Consider the following 16766-nt stretch of genomic DNA (forward strand, 5'->3'; position numbering starts at 1 on the left):
GCGTGTCAGGTGTGGGAGGCGGACAGCGGCGTAGTCGTCGTTCTGGCATCGCGGAGCAACTCACGGGCGATAATCAGCTGCTGCACTTCAGAGGCGCCCTCGTAGATGCGCAACGCGCGGATCTCGCGGTACAACCGCTCAACTGGGACTCCCGACCTGACGCCCATGCCACCCCAGAGCTGAAGCGCCGCGTCGATGACCTCCTGTGCCCCTTCCGTAGCCACGTACTTGGCCATCGCGGCTTCACGCGTAACCGGTTCTCCCTGATCCCGCTGCCAGGCTGCGCGGTAGGTCAGCAGCGCCGCACTGTCGATGGTGGTCGCCATGCGGGCGAGACTCGCCTGCGTGAGCTGCAGATCGGCCAGCACGCCGCCAAACATCTCACGCGTGATGGCGCGCTGCAGCGCTTCATCCAGCGCCCGCCGCGCAAAGCCCAGCGCGGCGGCAGCCACGGACGTGCGGAACACATCCAGCGTGCGCATGGCGATCTTGAACCCTTCGCCAGCAGCACCGATGCGCTGACCCACCGGCACACGACAGTCGCGGAAAACCAGCCGAGCCAGCGGATGGGGCGCCATCACGTCCATGCGTTCGGCAATCTCCAGCCCCGGAGCATCGGCATCCACAATGAACGCCGAAATACCGCGGGCACCTGGGGCTTCGCCGGTGCGGGCGAACAGCACATAAAAGTCGGCGATCCCCCCGTTGGAGATCCACGTCTTTTCGCCGTTCAGTACATAGTGCGCAGCATCCAGTTGTGCCGTGCACTGCAGCGCGGCCGCATCAGAGCCGGAGGTAGGCTCCGAGAGGGCGAACGCGGCAATGGCCTCGCCCCGCGCCACACGAGGCAGATACGCCGCCTGTTGTGCCGGCGTCCCCGCCAACGAAATCGCACCGGATCCCAGCCCCTGCATGGCAAACGCAAAGTCGGCCAGTCCATTGTGCCGCGCCAACGTTTCGCGGGCCAGACAGATGGCGCGTGTATCAATGGCCTCAGCCGCACCGCCCCATTGCGTGCCGGCAACGACATGCGTGAGCCATCCCGCTTCACCAAGCAGACGCACGAGCGTCCGGCAGTCGCCGTCGGTATCGTGGCTATGAATATCAGCCACTTGTTCCGCCGCCCAGCGGTCGAGCGTGTGGGCGAAGGTGGCATGCTCCGGCGCAAAGAACGGCCACGAGAGATAGCGCGTATCAGCCATGAACGGTCACCGCCCCTGAAAGACCGGTGACTGCTTGGCGGCAAAGGCGTGGTACGCCGTGCGGAAGTCTTCCGTAAGCATGCACAGCGCCTGCGCCTGCGCTTCGGCCTCAATGGCCTGCTCGATGGTCATGCTCCATTCCTGATGCAGCATGGTCTTGGTGATCCCATTGGCGAAGGTCGGGCCGGTACGCAGCTGGTGGGCCATGGCCTGCGCTTCACCCAGCAGTGCGTCGGGTGCCACCAGTCGGTTGAAGTAGCCCCAGCGTTCCGCCTCCTCGCCGCTCATGGAGCGTCCGGTGTACAGCAATTCGCTGGCGCGCCCCTGCCCAATGATGCGCGGCAACAGCGCGCAGGCACCCATATCGCAACCGGCCAGTCCGACCCGATTGAACAGAAACGCCGTCTTGCTGCGGGCGGTGCCATAGCGCAGATCGCTGGCCATGGACAGAATGGCGCCGGCGCCCGCGCACACGCCATCCACGGCCGCGATAATGGGCTGTGGACAGGCGCGCATGGCCAGCACAAGATCCCCTGTGAGCCGGGTAAAGCGCAGGAGATCCGGTGCGGCGAGCGAGACCAATGGCCCGATGATCTCGTGCACATCACCGCCGGAACAGAAGTTGTCTCCCGCTCCGGTGAGCACCACCGCATGCACGTCGGTCGCGCTGCGCAGCGCACGGAAGCAGTCGCGCAACTCGGCGTAGCTCTCAAACGTGAGCGGATTCTTGCGCGCGGGTCGGTTGAGCACCACCGTGGCCACACCGTCGTGCAGCGTCCAGCCGAAATGCGTGGCGGTGTAGTCCGCCATCTGGCGGGTCGTGCCAGCGTCGAGTCCTGCCAGATAGGCCGTCATGACGCGCGCTCCTTGCGCGGAGTGTTCGTAGAGGATTGCGGGGCAAGGTGCACCCGCAGCCGACCCAACTGAGAGTACAGCGCCTCGCGATGCGGCGCGTCGAAACCATCCAGGAGTTCCGCTAGCCATCGTTCATGTTCCACCGCCATGCGCAGAAATCGTTTGCGCCCGTTCGGCGTGAGCCGGACAATGGTGGATCGCCCGTCGCTGGGATCGGGAATCCGCTGCACGAAGCCGTCGGCAATGAGCTGGGTGGTCAAGGCGGTCACGTTCCCTCCCGTCACCATGAGATATCGCGACAGCGCATTGAGACGCAGGCCATCGCGATGCCGTTCGAGCTGAGCCAGATAGTCGAAACGTGGCAGCGTGGTCCCAAAATGCTCGCGCAGCCGTGTGCGGATGTGCTGTTCGATTTGGGCACTGCACGACAGCAACCGCAGCCACAGTCGCACGGCGGAATGGTCGCTCGACGAGGCGCGGGCCTCCTGACCAATCTGCGCATCATCCACGACATGCACGCGGGCGAATCGTCCGGTGGCCATTGCTACATCACCTCGCCGCCGCTGATAGGCACGGCCAGGCCGGTCATGGCCGCGGCATCGGGGGCACACAACCAGCTCACCGCAGCGGCCACGTCGGCAGGCGAGACAAAGCGCCCCTGGGGATTGAACGCCGACAACGACGCCCGCGCCTCGGCTTCTGAACGCCCCGTACGGGCCACAATATTGGCCACACTGTCGCGCAACATGTCGGTATCCGTGAAGCCGGGGCAGACTGCGTTGACCGTAATGCCTTTGCCGGCCACCTCAAGCGCCAGCGAGCGCGTCAGCCCCAATACGCCGTGCTTGGCCGCCGCGTAGGCGGCCACGTACGGATATCCGCGCAGCGACGCTGTACTGGCGACCGACACGATCCGCCCCCATCCGGCCGACAGCATGCTCGGCAACACGGCGCGGCTGCAGTAGAACGTGCCGGTAAGGTTGACCGCGAGCATGCGTGCCCATTGCTCATCGGTCGTGCGCGCCACGGGCGCACTCTCGGCTTGTCCGGCGTTGTTGATCAGCAGCTGGACAGGTGGGATTTGCCCAATGGCCTGCGCCACCTGCTCGCTGCTGGTGATGTCACAGACGACCGTGCCGACCACACCGGCCCCCAATCGTTGGGCGAGTGCCGACAAGGATGCCTGCGTGCGTCCGAGGAGCGTCACCGTGGCCCCATCGGCAATAAGCCGTTCAGCGATCGCGGCGCCAATGCCACGTGCGGCGCCAGTGACGAGCGCGTGCTTTCCGGCAAGCGGGGTCATAACGTCCCCCGCGCGCTGGGGAATCCGTCCGTCGCAGGTGCCGCCACCGGAGCCGCCGCCCTGGCGAAGCCCGCTTCCAGCTGCGCCTTGGCGGTCCGATACTGTTTGGGCCAGACAACATCCCGATAGCCAATACGCGCCGCTTCGGTGAGCGTCCACGCGGGGTTGGCGAGGTGAGGCCGAGCCACCGCACACAGGTCAGCACGTCCGGCGGCAATGATGGAGTTCACGTGATCGGCTTCGCTGATTGCACCAACGGCAATGGTGGCGATCCCGGCCTCCTGCCTGATCCGATCCGCAAACGGCGTCTGAAACATGCGTCCGTACGTGGGCTTCTCGCGCTTGCTCACCTGCCCTGATGAACAATCGATCAGATCGGCGCCCGAGTTTTTGAAGGCACGGGCAATCTGCACCGCGTCGGCAGGCGTGATGCCTCCGTCTACCCAGTCGTGCGCCGAGATACGCACCGACATTGGCAGATGATCCGGCCACACCGCACGCATGGCACTGAAAACCTCGAGCGGATACCGCAGCCGGTTCTCCAACGAGCCGCCGTATTCGTCATCACGCTGGTTGGTGAGCGGCGAAATGAAGCTCGACAGCAGATAGCCATGCGCACAGTGCAGTTCGAGCCAGTCAAACCCGATGGCGGCAGCACGCTGCGTGGCGGCCACGAACTCCTCGCGCACCGTCTCCATGTCCGCACGGGACATGGCGTGAGCCCGCGGGCTGATGCCCGGCAGATACTCCTGGGGCGACGCACTGATGACCGGCCATGCGGGCTCCGGCCCATCAGCTGGCAGCGGCTGGTCGATACCATCCCAGGCCAGACGGGTGGAGCCCTTGGCCCCGCTGTGCCCCAGCTGCAGCGCAATTTTTGCGTCAGTGTGACCATGAACCCACTGCACAATGCGCTGCCACGCCTGCTCTTGCTCGTCGTTCCAGAGTCCGGGGCAACCCGGGGTAATGCGCGCCGTCGGGCTGGGCGCCGTCATTTCGGCGACCACCATGGCCGCACCGCCCATGGCCCGTGCGCCCAGATGCACCAGGTGATAATCGCCGGCCACACCGTTCACGGCGGAGTACTGCGCCATGGGAGAGACCACCACGCGATTCTTGAGCGTGACTGAGCGAACCGTGTACGGCGTAAACATGGGAGGCACCGGCCGCGCCTCGCGCGAAGGCGTGTCACCGTCAACAGCCAACGGCGTGCGCGCCGCAAACCACCGCTCATACCCCTCCAGCCACCCGCGATCACGCAGACGCAGATTCTCATGGCTGATACGCTGACTGCGCGTCAGCAACGAATACATGAACTGCTCCGGCTCCAACTGGTCGCAGTAGCGTTCACCGCACACCTCGAACCACTCCATGGCGTTCCACGCAGCGTTCTGAATGCGCAGTGTTTCAATGCGCCGGAGCTCCTGAAACGCCGTCAGTACCGCGGGAATGTGCTCGGGCGTATCGCCCTGCTTCTGGAATTGGCGCACCAGCTCAATGGCATCTTCGAGCGCGAGTTTGGTACCGGCGCCAATGGCGAAATGGGCCGTGTGCACCGCGTCGCCCATGAGCACCACGTGACTGCCGTGTACGTTGCGCAGCCACCACTGCTCACACACGACGCGCTGAAAGTTGAGCCACGCCGACCCCCGCAGATGACGGGCGTTGGTCATGAGCTTCTCTCCGCCCAGCGAATCGGCGAACAGCTGTTCGCAAAACGCGATCGACGTGTCCTGATCGGCGGTGTCCAGGCCGTGAGCCCGCCACACATGCTCAGGGCACTCCACGATGAACGTGGTGGTCTTGTCGTCGAACTTGTAGACGTGCGACTGGAACCACCCGTGTTCGGTGCGCTGGAACTCGAAAGTGAACGCGTCGAACAGCTTATGGGTCCCCAGCCAGATAAATCGATTGGGACGCACCACGATGTCCGGCTTGAACGTCTCCGCGTACGCCGCGCGAATCTTCGAGTTGATGCCGTCGCTGGCGATAATCAGGTCGGCGTCGGGAAAATCGAGATCGGAATCGACCTCCTGCTCAAAGCGCAGCTCCACGCCGAGCGCCTCACACCGCGCCTGCAGGATATTGAGCAGATGCTTGCGCCCGATGCCCACAAATCCGTGGCCGCCAGACCGGATGCGCTGTCCCTTGAAGCGCAGCTCAATATCATCCCAGTGACTGAACGACTGCTCGATGGCCTCGCACGTATCGAGGTCCCATTTCCGCATGTTCTCCACGGTGGCATCGGAGAACACGACCCCCCAGCCAAAGGTGTCGTAGGGCTTGTTGCGTTCGACCACCGTGATCTGATGCCGGGGGTCGAGCTTCTTCATGAGGAGGGCGAAGTAAAGGCCGGCCGGCCCCCCGCCAATACAGACGATGCGCATGGACAGAGCATACGGCCACTTACTTCAAACCTCAAGTAATTATCGTCGCCCCGCCGCCGGCGGCTACAACAGACCGGCAAGGGAGGGCGCGGCCCATGTCGCCACGGCGTTAGGTGACCGCCTGCCGAACCTGATATTCCGGGGCACGCCACGACTCGGTGCGCAGCACATCTTCGAGAACATCCACGGCCTGCACCACGTCGGTGAACCGGAGATACAGCGGCGTCAAGCCGAAACGCATGATGTCCGGCGCCCGAAAATCACCAATGACCCCGCGTGCAATGAGCGCCTGCATGATGGCGTACCCCTCGGCATGCCGGAATGACACATGACTGCCGCGCGGCGCGCCCGGTGGTGGCCCCACCAGCGACACGCCGTACGGGGCACAGCGCACCGCCACCTGATCCATGAACAGCTGGGCAAGGGCGCGGGACTTTTGCAGCACCACCTGCATGTCCACTTCAAGGTGCAGATCCACTCCGCTCTCGAGGGCGGCGACCGCCAGAATGGGCGGAGTGCCACAGAGAAAGCGCGAGATGCCGGTCGCGGGTTCGTAGTGATCCACGAAAGCGAATGGACGCGCGTGCCCCATCCAGCCGCCCAACGGCGACACCAGCGTGGCGTGGTGGCGTTCGGCGACGAATAGGAACGCCGGCGCTCCCGGTCCTCCGTTGAGAAACTTGTAGCCACACCCCACGGCCAGATCGGCGCCGCAGTCGTTGAGGGCCAATGGCACGGCCCCCACCGAGTGACTGAGGTCCCACAACACCAGTGCGCCCTTGGCGTGCGCCGCCGCCGTGATGGCCGCCATGTCGTACACGTCCGCCGTCTTGTAGTGCACGTGCGTGAGCAGCACGAGTGCCGTGTTGTCCGTGATCTGCTCGGCAAGGGTGTCCCGCGGTGCGAGCTGCAGCTGGCGGGCGCCACCCAGGGTGGCCAGCGCCGATTCCACCATGTACAGATCAGTGGGGAAGTTGCCCGGTTCCGACAGCACCACCGTGCGATCGGGACGCGCCGTGAGCACCGCCATGATGAGCTTGGACAGATTCACCGACGTGGAGTCGGCCACCACTATTTCATGGGGCCGAGCGCCCACCAGGCGGGCGATTTTGCCGCCCACCCGCTGCGGGGCACCAATCCAGTCGGCGCTGTTCCAACTCCGGATAAGTCCGGTCCCCCATTCGTGCTGCATCACCGCCTGAACACGGTCGGCGGTTTGCCGAGGGAGCGCGCCGAGGGAATTGCCGTCGAGGTAGATCACCCCCTCCGGCAACTGAAAACGGTCACGGTACGAGGCTAGCGGATCGGCGGCGTCGAGCGCGGCGATGCTGGACGATGAAATGACGGCGTGGTCCACCGCAGACTCCGTGCTGGGCTGTGTCATCAGACGTGCGCGTTGCTGGTGGAGCGGTGTGCGCCACGAAGGAATGAATCGAGGGCGGTGCCACCGGTTCCCGCCATATCGCGCGTGGCGCCCGACGGGGCGACGATGTAGTCGTGGGCAAGGCGCATGTGTGCCTCACGGAAAGTGGCGATCGTGGCGAGCGCCTCGTTGTACCCCTGCTGCAGCGCCGGCGTCCCCCCGACAACTCGCTCGCGGACCCGGGTATCGCGCTCGGCATCTTCCACGAAGGTCCGATGCGGCGGCGGCATATAGCCGCGCACGGCGCGCAGATAGGCGCCCGCCGGGGCGTCCGCATGATGAACACCCAACATGGCGTCAAAGAGTTGCAGGAGCGCACTCTGCGCCGCACTGCCGCCAATGAATCGCCGTGGTTCGTCAGAGACGCCTTCGTACACCACCCCGGGCTGCGGCCAGCCGGCCACAAACGGGCGAACGCGCAGGTAGTAGGTGGCCGGATCGCACCACGTGCGTACATGCTCCAGCGCGGCCTGCACCCCAGCCATTCCATGCGTGAACTGCTCAAGGGCGCGCGTCAGTTCGGCATCACTGCCGTCGCGCGAGGCTTGCAGGGCATCGGCCACGACTGGCAGCAGCGGCGCCCCCGCCAGCTCCACGCCCATGGACGCAATGAAGAACCAGTCTTCATCTACCCCGCCGAGGAACTGGATCTGGGTGCGCGCGTTGTCCACTGACACCGGCTGTGTGGGGTCTACCAGCCGCCAATTGGTCAGGGTGGTGGTCGCATAGTGCGCGATGGGCTGTCGTCCCATCTCCGCGGCCAGAGCACACAGCGGGACGGCCACGGTGGCCGGCAATTGCAGGTCGGCGCTGTCGCCGCTCCAGACATAGCCATTGGCAAAGTGCGTGAGCAGCAGCAGTGCCCGTTCGCGATCTCCCTCGAGGACCAGTTCCCCAATATCCAGCATGGGGAGCGCCCGCAGCGCGGCGCGCAGACGACGGGCGCGGATCAGTGCCGACATCTCCGGGACCAGCGCATCCCAGACGGCGTAGCTGGCCGGCAGGTGGTGCGGGAGGGGGACCGGGGGGACAAAGCCGGTGACCGGATGAACATGGTAGTGGGAGAGGTCCATCCGAATGATTGTAGGGCGGGACGAGCCGGGATGTCATTCGGGGTTTGTTTGGGGCCATCTTCGATGTGCCGGTCTTTGGCGTGCAGTTCACCAATCCAGCCCCAGCGCTTTTCTTTAGGTATGACCACCATCACCCAATCCGACTTCATTCAGTCCATCGCGGACGCCCTCCAGCACATTTCGTATTACCACCCGCTGGATTACATCCACGCGCTGGGAGACGCGTACGAGAAGGAACAGTCGCCCGCTGCCAAGGATGCGATTGCCCAGATCCTCACCAACTCGCGCATGTGCGCCGAGGGGCATCGCCCGATCTGCCAGGATACCGGCAGTGTGGTGGTGTTCCTGAAGGTCGGGATGAACGTGCGCTGGGACGCAACGCTCTCCATTCAGGAGATGGTCGACGAAGGGGTGCGCCGTGCGTATCTGTTGCCGGAGAACATCCTGCGGGCATCGATCGTGGCGGACCCGGCGTTCTCACGCAAGAATACGCGCGACAACACGCCGGCGGTGGTGCACGTGGAGTTGGTGCCGGGTGACACGGTGGACGTGAAGCTGGGCGCCAAAGGCGGCGGCTCGGAGAACAAGTCCAAATTTGCGATGCTCAATCCGAGCGACAGCATCGTGGACTGGGTGCTCAAGACCGTCCCCCTCATGGGCGCCGGCTGGTGCCCGCCGGGTATGCTGGGCATCGGGATTGGCGGCAGCGCCGAGAAGGCGATGCTCATGGCGAAGGAATCGCTCATGGAGCACATCGACATGGCGCAGCTCAAATTGCGCGGCCCGCAGAACAAGATAGAGGAACTGCGTATCGAACTGCACGACAAGATCAACGCCCTGGGCATCGGCGCGCAGGGGCTTGGTGGGTTGTCCACCGTGCTCGACGTGAAGGTCTGGGACTATCCCACGCATGCGGCCTCGAAGCCCATTGCGATGATCCCCAACTGCGCGGCCACTCGGCACGCGCATTTTGTGCTGGATGGCAGTGGGGTAGCGCAGTTGCCGGTTCCGAAGCTGAGCGACTGGCCGGATGTCACATGGCGTCCGGACGTGAACGCCAAGCGCGTGGATCTCGATTCGCTCACGCCGGCCATTGTGGCTACCTGGAAGGCGGGCGATCGGCTGTTGCTCAACGGCAAGATGTTGACGGGCCGCGATGCGGCGCATAAGCGCATCGCGGATTTGTATGCAAGCGGTGAGGGGCTGCCGGCCGGGGTGGATTTCACCAACCGGGTGATCTACTACGTGGGGCCGGTTGATCCGGTGCGTGATGAAGCCGTGGGCCCTGCTGGCCCAACGACGGCGACGCGCATGGACAAGTTCACCGAGATGATGCTGGCCAGGACCGGTCTGATTGCGATGATCGGCAAGGCCGAGCGCGGTGTGGCAGGGCTGGAAGCCATCCGCAAGCACAAGGCGGCGTATCTCATGGCGGTGGGCGGCGCGGCGTATCTCGTGTCCAAGGCCATTCGTGCGTCCAAGGTGGTGGCATTCGAAGACCTTGGCATGGAGGCCATCTACGAGTTCACGGTCGAGGACATGCCGGTCACGGTGGCTGTGGACTCCGCCGGCGACAACGTGCACGAAACCGGTCCAGCGCTGTGGCAGGACAACATCCGGAAGGGCCTGCCAGTGTTGGCGTGATCGCAACGCGTTCCGCTTTGGGCGATGATGATGAGTACCGATAGAGATCTCAAAGCGCTCGAGGCAGAAAACGAGCGTCTCCGAGCGCACATTGCCGAACTGCAGGCGAAAGCCTTGGCACCGGTCGCAGCGGCGACGGCAATGTCGAAGGCAGACGCGCAGCCGCTCGCCCCCCTCGCACGGCGTGTCCTTGGCCGTGCCATCGGTGTGATCATTTTTCTGGCTGGCATCGGCATAGGCTTCGGCATCGCACTCCGCAATCCTGAATTCCGTCGCGGTATTCAGGACGGTTGGCAGGAATCAACACAAGGGGCGCAGACGTCGCCTCCCGCACGATAGACGCTCGCCGTTTTCCAATTTCACTCCTTTCACGGGATCCCGATGATCACTCGTTTTGCTGTCGCGGTGGTTGCCTTGTGTGTGGCGATGCCACTCGCAGGACAGCAGGCCCCGCAGTATCCCACCAGCTGGGACCCCAAGCTGATGGAGCGTCCCGACATCAAGTCGGCGATGGCGCTCATTGAGAAGAACTTTCCGCAGCAGGTGGAAGAGTGGGTACGCATCACGGAGATGCCCGGGAAATCGGGGCTGGAACAGGCGCGTGGGGCCTTCGTGAAGGCGGAGTTTGAAAAGCAGGGACTCAAGCCCACGGTAGATTCGATCGGCAACATCATTGCGGTACGCAAGGGAACAGGCGGCGGACCGACCATTGCCATCATGGCGCACATGGACGTGGTGTTCCCCAACGAAACGAACAAGAAAGTGCGCCGCGCTGGCGACACCCTTTTTGCGCCGGGCGTTGGCGATAACACGGCCTCGGTGGCGAACATGCTCGCCACCCTGCGGACGATGAACGCCACGAAGTTCTCCAGCAAAGGCGACATCATTTTCATTGGCACCACGCAGGAAGAAGTGGGCCTCAAGGGCGCTGAATACTGGCTGCGCACCAATCCCCGCCCGGACCTGCTGATCGTTCCGGATGGTTCGTACGGCAGCGTCGCGTATGGCGCGCTGGGTATCTACTGGACGAAGTACGTGTTCACCGGCCCCGGCGCCCACACGCTGGCATCGCGCGGCCGCCCTTCTCCGGTCAAGGCACTCGCCGAGGCCATTGAGCGTCTGTACAAGCTCGAGTTCCCCGCCCTGCCCAATGGAGCGGTCATGAACATTGGCCAGGTGCACGGCGGCAACATCTTCAACGCCGTACCGCAGGAACTGTACTTCACCGTCGACCTGCGCAGCAGCGACCCGGTGCTGCTCGACTCCCTTGATCGCACCATTACGCGAGTCACCAAGGAAGTGGCGGACGAATTCAAGGTGGGATTACGCGTGGAAGTGGAGCAGAAGAACCAGGCAGGCGGCACGGAGAAACAGCTGGAAGGTGCCCGCGCTCACCCGCTGGTGCAGACGGCCGTGGATATCAATCGTGCCTTGGGCATGAGTGCCGGGATGCCGGGGGCGCAGGAAGCCGTCGCCACCGGTGCCACCGATGCGAACCCCGGCGTGGTCCGCAAGATTCCCAGCATCGCCATTGGTGGGTCCAAGGCGAGCGGGGCCCATCAGCTGACCGAATACGCCATCGCCTCAAGCGCTCTGCCCAGCACGAAGCTGCTGTATCTGCTGACGGCGACCTTTGCCGATGGCGTAAAAGTCGTGCTACCGGCCAAGATCGTCCCGTAAGAGCTACGACTGCACCAGATGCACGGCGAACCAGACTGACGGGAGCGCCGCGCTCCACACCAGCAGAAACCGATTGAGCCCGAAGATCAACGCGGTGGTCAGGTGAAAACACCAGGCCACCGCGCTGTATATCAGGCAGGTCGTGGTGTTGAACAACGCGAGGGGGGCCGCCAGTTCAAAGAGGATTACCATCACCGACACCACGCGCAACAGCGCCGGAGCCTGCGGCACCCACGTAGGCACACCGTACGCCGGGATGGCCAGAAAGCTCCGTAAGGCCTCGCCTGTCCACCAGCTGGGCTGCCTGGCTTTCACCAGCCCGGCGCGAAAATAGGACAAGAGCAGCTGAGCCGCGACGAACAGCACGGCGCCCTGCGCCAGCCGCGGGGAGGCCATGGGAGCCGTGGCCACGGCGAGACCCACGAGCACCGTAAACAACATGCCGTCGCTCCCGCCGTTCACCGTGCCGCGAAAACGAACCGCGGTGAGCCAGAGAGTCATCGCGAGCGCCGCCGCTGAGAGCGAACCGCCAAGCGTCGATCGATCAGGCCGCGTGGCGACGAATAACAACGTGACAGCCAGCAGTCCCTGCAGGCGCGGCAACTGAAGGAGCGCCGCCGATTGCAGGAGTGGGCGCCGCCACCCCCACCAGGGCGCCAGCAGGTCGGCTCGCCATACAGCGTGCATCAGGCCGCGCCGCCACAGCGCCTCCTGCTCAAGCGCAATCGTACAGCACGCCACGGCCGCCAGCGCTTGCATGATGCGAACCACCGCTGGCCAAGTCGCAGACACCAACGCCGGCGGCATTTCGGCCAGCAGCATCATGACGGGAAAGCCTCCGGCCGGCTTTCGTAGATCGTGCGCACCGCGTGCGGGTGCAGTGCATCCACCGCAACAATGCGCCACTGCCATTGGCCGTGCGCGGCCCCCGTATGGTCGGAGCGTTCATGCGTGCGCTCCTCAAGGCTCCACGCTGCGACGGCTGCCACCAGAGCAACGGTAGTGCCATCGTGCTCTCCCGACTCCTGCTCAACCGCCAGACGATCCACGATCGCTTGCATGGCCAGGTGCGCCGTCCCCTCCGGATGGTAAAGCACGGCCCAGCGTCCTCGCGCGGGAGCAGCCAGCGCTGCACGCCACGGACCGGCGACACCATTCTCGGTGAGCCCGCGAATCTCAAGTCGGGGCACATCGGTAATGGCATCGAAAAAAGCCCACGACGGAAAGAGCAGGCGCCACAACATGCTGGACTATAGCATAATCTCCGGCCGCCGCCGTTCGCCCATTCGACAGCGGGCGTTCGCCGGTGCATCGTCAGGGATGCGCTTGCTTGCTCGAATCAGTGCCTGCGTCGCCGCCATTGGGCTGCTGACCGCGGCACAGTCGGCTGATGCCCCCTCGCCACCGTCCGCCACCCAACGGGCGGGCGCGGGCTCGCGCACCCTGGTGTGGGCCGTGGATGGGCTCAGCTTCGAGGCCTTTACCGAGGCCCGTCGGCGCGGCCTCTTTCGCCAATTCCAGTACGCAGGGCGACATGTGGCCCCCTATCCATCCATGAGCCACCCCTCGTGGACGGAGATCACCGGCGCTCGGCGCCTGTTTGGCGCACGGGGAACCATGCGGTCGATCGAAGCAAACTGGTTTGATCTGGACGCCATGCGCGTGCAGGATGATCCCCGCGAGGTGTTTGTCCGACAGGCCCACCCCTTCAACTACATGCGGGCCTTCGACTGGTTCTTTGATCCGCTCGTGGAGCCGCTCATGTATTTCGACGGGGGCCGCCTCGTGGAGCGGGAACTGGCCGAGGCCGAGCGGAATGTGCTGGAGCAATTCACCGGCACGCATCATGTAGCCTTCCTCGGCGCGGCCGATGCGCTGGCCCATACACACCTCAACGGCCTGCACCCGTATTTGCGTCGGCTGGACGCCATGATGACCCGCGTCCTGGATTCGCTATCCCGCCGTGGTGGTCCCCCGGTGGAGAGCTGGATGCTCTCCGATCATGGAAACGCCGGCGCCTTTGCCGAGGGGGCACCGGAGCGACGGCTCACCCCTGTGTCGCTGGACGCCGCATTCCGTGCGGCCAGGCTCGTGCGCAAGGACTCCGGACAGTTGACGCGCGCGAATGAAGCGAGTGTGGTGACCCTCGCGTTGGCCAGTATGATCAACGTCTACTTCGCCGATCTGGAGCGACGGCGTGCCTTTGCCGTGGCGGCCGCCGCACATGGCGCAGTGGATCTGGTCACGTGGCTCGAAGTGCGTGGCGATGATCGCTACGTCGTCATCTACAGTGCGGTGAAGGGCGAAGCCACATTGCGCTGGCGCGAGGACGGCGCCGTCGCATACACCGCCCACACCGGGAACCCGCTGGGAATCGCCGAGGCGCTGTGGTCGGCACCGGGGGCCGCACCTCGCTGGGTGCCTGATGCCACCATGCGCGCGGCAACCATGAATGGCGCCTACCCTGACGCCCCGTTCCGTCTCATGCGTAGTGCCGGCAAGGAGGTGGAGAATGCCCCAGATCTCATTGTGAACCTGCGCGACGGATACTGCTGGGCGGGTCCACTGGGACGCTACGTACAGATGGTTCGCACGCATGGTGCGCTGGGTGCACGCGCGACGCTTGGCCTGGTGGCGAGTACACACACGGCGGTACCTCACTCCGTGCGCAGTCATGAGGTGCTCGCCCTTACCGGCCTCACCGAGCGTGGGCTCTTCAATCGGGTGCTGTCGCTGGCGCCGCACGACGCTCGCCAGTTGGCCGAGAGTCTGTCCACCGGTTTGCCAATGCTGGCCACCGGACGCGACGACGACCACACCGACGCGGCGTTTTTGCGCCGAGTTCGCCCCCTGACCCTGTCGGCGGCCTTCTTTGACTGGTCTGCGCTCCGCGATCTGTCGGCAGCGGTGCGCGGCCCCCCCTCAACACGCGCCGCGCAGCAACGACGCGTCTCGCGTTCGCGACAGGCGTTGCAACAGGCACGTCTCGTGGATGGGGTGACCACGCACCTCGATACGCTGCTAGCGCTTGCCGACGAGATTCCGACCGCTTCGACGGCCACCGACACTGACCTCTCACGACTGGCGGAGCGCACGACGGCACGGCTGCGCGCGATACCCGAACTGTCGCCCCTGGCCACGCTCTACGACCTCTGGTTTGGTCGGCGTACAACGGCCGCGACGCTGCCGGGTAACGCCGTCCGGCGCGCGGCAATGGCCGTCTGGACGATGCCCCATTTTCTCGATGCCGCGCTGTACGCCCCGGAAACCGAATCCATTCCCGACACGCGCGACCGCGTCTTTGCCCTGCACTGGCATCGCGACCAGCGTGACAAAGTACGGGCCGGTCCCGGCATGTTGCTCAACGACAGCACGGTGGCCCCTCGTCTGTTTACCCAGATCCTGGCGGAACGGGAACTGACACGTCGGGTGGAAGGCGCGAGCGTTCCCTTGCTCTATGACGCGCCCGTCGGTGACATCACGGTGGTCTACGCGCCCGGCATCTTTGGCGAGCTGTTCGACGATGAGATCTGGCAGCGGGCGTTGCGCAGCATCCGCGAGCGGCTCGGCGTGCGCGTGCTCCCGGCAGGGACCGATGGGCGATGCCGTGCCAGCGACAACGCCGGGCGTCTGCTGCAGCAGTTACGCGACGATACGCGCCGCCGCACGGGGCGCGGGTATGCCCGCCCCCGCTATGTCATTGTGGGGTATTCCAAAGGCGGCGTTGACGCCAGCGAGGCGCTGCTGCGCGACACGGTACTGGCGCGTGAACAAGTCGCGGCGCTGGTGACCATTGCGTCGCCGCACCTCGGCACACCCGTGGCCGAGCGCGCGGATATTCCCGAGGCCGTCTTCCGGTGGTCCGTCGCCCGACCACGTCCGGCATCATGTGACACCACGCGCGCAGTGGAGTCGCTCTGGCCCGCCAATCGGGCCGGCTTCTGGGGAGCGGCGGGGCGATCGCTGGGCGACGTTGTGCCGCTGTATTCGCTGTCGCTCGTGTCTGACATGGCCGACGCACATCCCTGGATGAAGATCACCAAGCGCATTGCCCGGTTCTCCGAAGAGAATGACGGCGTGGTCGCGCAGTCATCATCGCGCTTCCCGACGGAGATTCCGTCGGTTCATCTGGGAGCGGTACGTGGTGATCATATTGCCGCGCGCAGTGCGTCGGCATTTCCGCAGGAGAGTGTGTTGGAGAGTGTGCTGCTGACACTCAACGAAGTGGGGGCCTTGGAGCCACAGGCGGCAAATGCGTGGCGCCGTGCGGTAGCAGCACGGACGCAAGTCGCGGAGACCTCGAACGCAACGACGTTGGGACCGCAAGCACAGGGCGAGGGGGCCACCACCCTGCCGTTGACGTCTCGGAGCGTCGCACGCCAGCGGCAAACACTTCCGGGTGGCACCGGTGGGTGGACCGCGCAGCGCACGTTTCGCATGAACGGGCTGGAGTCACTGGCCGAAGGCACGGTCACTGAAGCCACACCGGCGTTGCTGCCTACGGGCATCCGCCTGTATTGCGATCAGGAGTCCATGTCGGCGTTCCGCGAGGAGTACGCGTTTCTTTACGACGCCGGGAATGGCGGCAGCGAGAACAACCGCGCGAACGGATTCTCGATTGTAGGGGCCGATACCCCCAGCGGTCGCGCCTGTCGGCTGCGGACCCAACGCACGGCCATGAAAATGACAACCGTGGCATTCCGCTTTGCACCGGCCGATTTTCCGGAGTTCTCGCTCAGAGTGCGCGTGGACAGCGGCGTGGCTGGTGTGGCCCCCGGCAAGGGCGGCCGCGGCCGGAACGATGCCACGATCAAGGTGTGGTACGTCCTGCGCGACGAGCGACCGGCGAGCAAGAAGCGTCGCCTGCTCTTTGGCTATACGTGGGGAGCCCGTGACGCCAATGGCAACACTCCCGCGGCGGATTCACTCATGGAGGCCGGTGCGTCCAGACGGCGCATTGCGTTCTCCGTACTGCCGGAAGCGTGGGTGATCAACATTGGCGGACCGTCGGCAGAGGGCCGCTGGACTGAGATCCGTCGCGATTTTGCCGCCGATGTACGACGGGCGTTTCCCGGAGTGCCACTGGACGCTCTGCGGGTCATTGCGATCACCGTGCAAAGCGACTCCGACGACTCACGCGGTCTCACCGACGTGCTGCTTGATGCGCTCATCATGCAGCCCCTGTCGCGCTAGCCACAC

The 16766-nt window shown here is 64.9% G+C and carries 13 protein-coding genes; 4 read left to right on the forward strand and 9 right to left on the reverse strand.

Translation table 11 applies throughout. The features are described from left to right. Nucleotides 1-5: 5 nt before the first annotated feature. The 7 genes from GEMMAAP_RS16830 to GEMMAAP_RS16860 all read right to left on the reverse strand — a co-directional run bounded on the left by GEMMAAP_RS16830 (nt 6) and on the right by GEMMAAP_RS16860 (nt 8243). A complete protein-coding gene (locus tag GEMMAAP_RS16830; RefSeq protein WP_026848278.1) occupies nt 6-1202 on the reverse strand; it encodes an acyl-CoA dehydrogenase family protein in 1197 nt (398 codons plus the stop codon). 6 nt (nt 1203-1208) lie between these two features. Next, entirely contained in the window at nt 1209-2057 is an 849-nt protein-coding gene (locus tag GEMMAAP_RS16835; protein ID WP_026848277.1) for an enoyl-CoA hydratase family protein, read from the reverse strand. Next, nucleotides 2054-2599: a MarR family winged helix-turn-helix transcriptional regulator gene (locus tag GEMMAAP_RS16840; RefSeq protein WP_026848276.1), complete on the reverse strand. Its 546-nt coding sequence runs from the start codon at nt 2597-2599 to the stop codon at nt 2054-2056. The genes GEMMAAP_RS16835 and GEMMAAP_RS16840 overlap by 4 nt, the downstream gene beginning before the upstream one ends. A 2-nt stretch (nt 2600-2601) precedes the next feature. Further along, nucleotides 2602-3360: an SDR family NAD(P)-dependent oxidoreductase gene (locus GEMMAAP_RS16845; RefSeq protein ID WP_026848275.1), complete on the reverse strand. Its 759-nt coding sequence runs from the start codon at nt 3358-3360 to the stop codon at nt 2602-2604. After that, on the reverse strand, nt 3357-5747 hold the full coding sequence (locus GEMMAAP_RS16850) for a bifunctional salicylyl-CoA 5-hydroxylase/oxidoreductase (protein ID WP_043579348.1): 2391 nt from the start codon (nt 5745-5747) through the stop codon (nt 3357-3359). The genes GEMMAAP_RS16845 and GEMMAAP_RS16850 overlap by 4 nt, the downstream gene beginning before the upstream one ends. Nucleotides 5748-5856: 109 nt before the next feature. Further along, nucleotides 5857-7131, reverse strand: coding sequence for a kynureninase (gene kynU / locus GEMMAAP_RS16855; protein WP_082821429.1), 1275 nt, complete (start codon nt 7129-7131; stop codon nt 5857-5859). Further along, nucleotides 7131-8243: a PrnB family protein gene (locus GEMMAAP_RS16860; RefSeq protein WP_026848273.1), complete on the reverse strand. Its 1113-nt coding sequence runs from the start codon at nt 8241-8243 to the stop codon at nt 7131-7133. Before GEMMAAP_RS16860 ends, kynU begins: the two co-directional genes overlap by 1 nt. A 120-nt stretch (nt 8244-8363) precedes the next feature. On the opposite strand from GEMMAAP_RS16860, the gene GEMMAAP_RS16865 reads away from it, so the two are divergent. From GEMMAAP_RS16865 to GEMMAAP_RS16875, 3 genes are read left to right on the forward strand one after another with little or no spacing between them, the layout of a single operon-like run. Beyond that, nucleotides 8364-9887, forward strand: coding sequence for a fumarate hydratase (locus GEMMAAP_RS16865; RefSeq protein ID WP_026848272.1), 1524 nt, complete (start codon nt 8364-8366; stop codon nt 9885-9887). A gap of 24 nt (nt 9888-9911) precedes the next feature. Further along, nucleotides 9912-10226, forward strand: coding sequence for a hypothetical protein (locus tag GEMMAAP_RS16870; RefSeq protein ID WP_026848271.1), 315 nt, complete (start codon nt 9912-9914; stop codon nt 10224-10226). Between the two features lie 42 nt (nt 10227-10268). Next, nucleotides 10269-11567, forward strand: a complete 1299-nt coding sequence (locus GEMMAAP_RS16875; RefSeq protein ID WP_026848270.1) for a M20 family metallopeptidase — start codon at nt 10269-10271, stop codon at nt 11565-11567. Nucleotides 11568-11570: 3 nt separating this feature from the next. On the opposite strand, the gene GEMMAAP_RS16880 is transcribed toward GEMMAAP_RS16875, so the two are convergent. Beyond that, the gene (locus GEMMAAP_RS16880; protein ID WP_053333588.1) at nt 11571-12392 is read right to left on the reverse strand and encodes an HTTM domain-containing protein; all 822 of its coding nucleotides are present in this window, start codon (nt 12390-12392) and stop codon (nt 11571-11573) included. Beyond that, nucleotides 12389-12811 (reverse strand): hypothetical protein, encoded by a 423-nt coding sequence (locus GEMMAAP_RS16885; RefSeq protein ID WP_026848269.1) that lies wholly within the window; start codon nt 12809-12811, stop codon nt 12389-12391. Before GEMMAAP_RS16885 ends, GEMMAAP_RS16880 begins: the two co-directional genes overlap by 4 nt. Nucleotides 12812-12887: 76 nt before the next feature. Here GEMMAAP_RS16885 and GEMMAAP_RS16890 point away from each other — a divergent pair, with 76 nt between their 5' ends. Further along, on the forward strand, nt 12888-16760 hold the full coding sequence (locus tag GEMMAAP_RS16890) for a hypothetical protein (RefSeq protein ID WP_026848268.1): 3873 nt from the start codon (nt 12888-12890) through the stop codon (nt 16758-16760). Nucleotides 16761-16766 lie beyond the last annotated feature (6 nt).

Source organism: Gemmatimonas phototrophica, from assembly GCF_000695095.2.
Lineage (GTDB): Bacteria > Gemmatimonadota > Gemmatimonadetes > Gemmatimonadales > Gemmatimonadaceae > Gemmatimonas > Gemmatimonas phototrophica.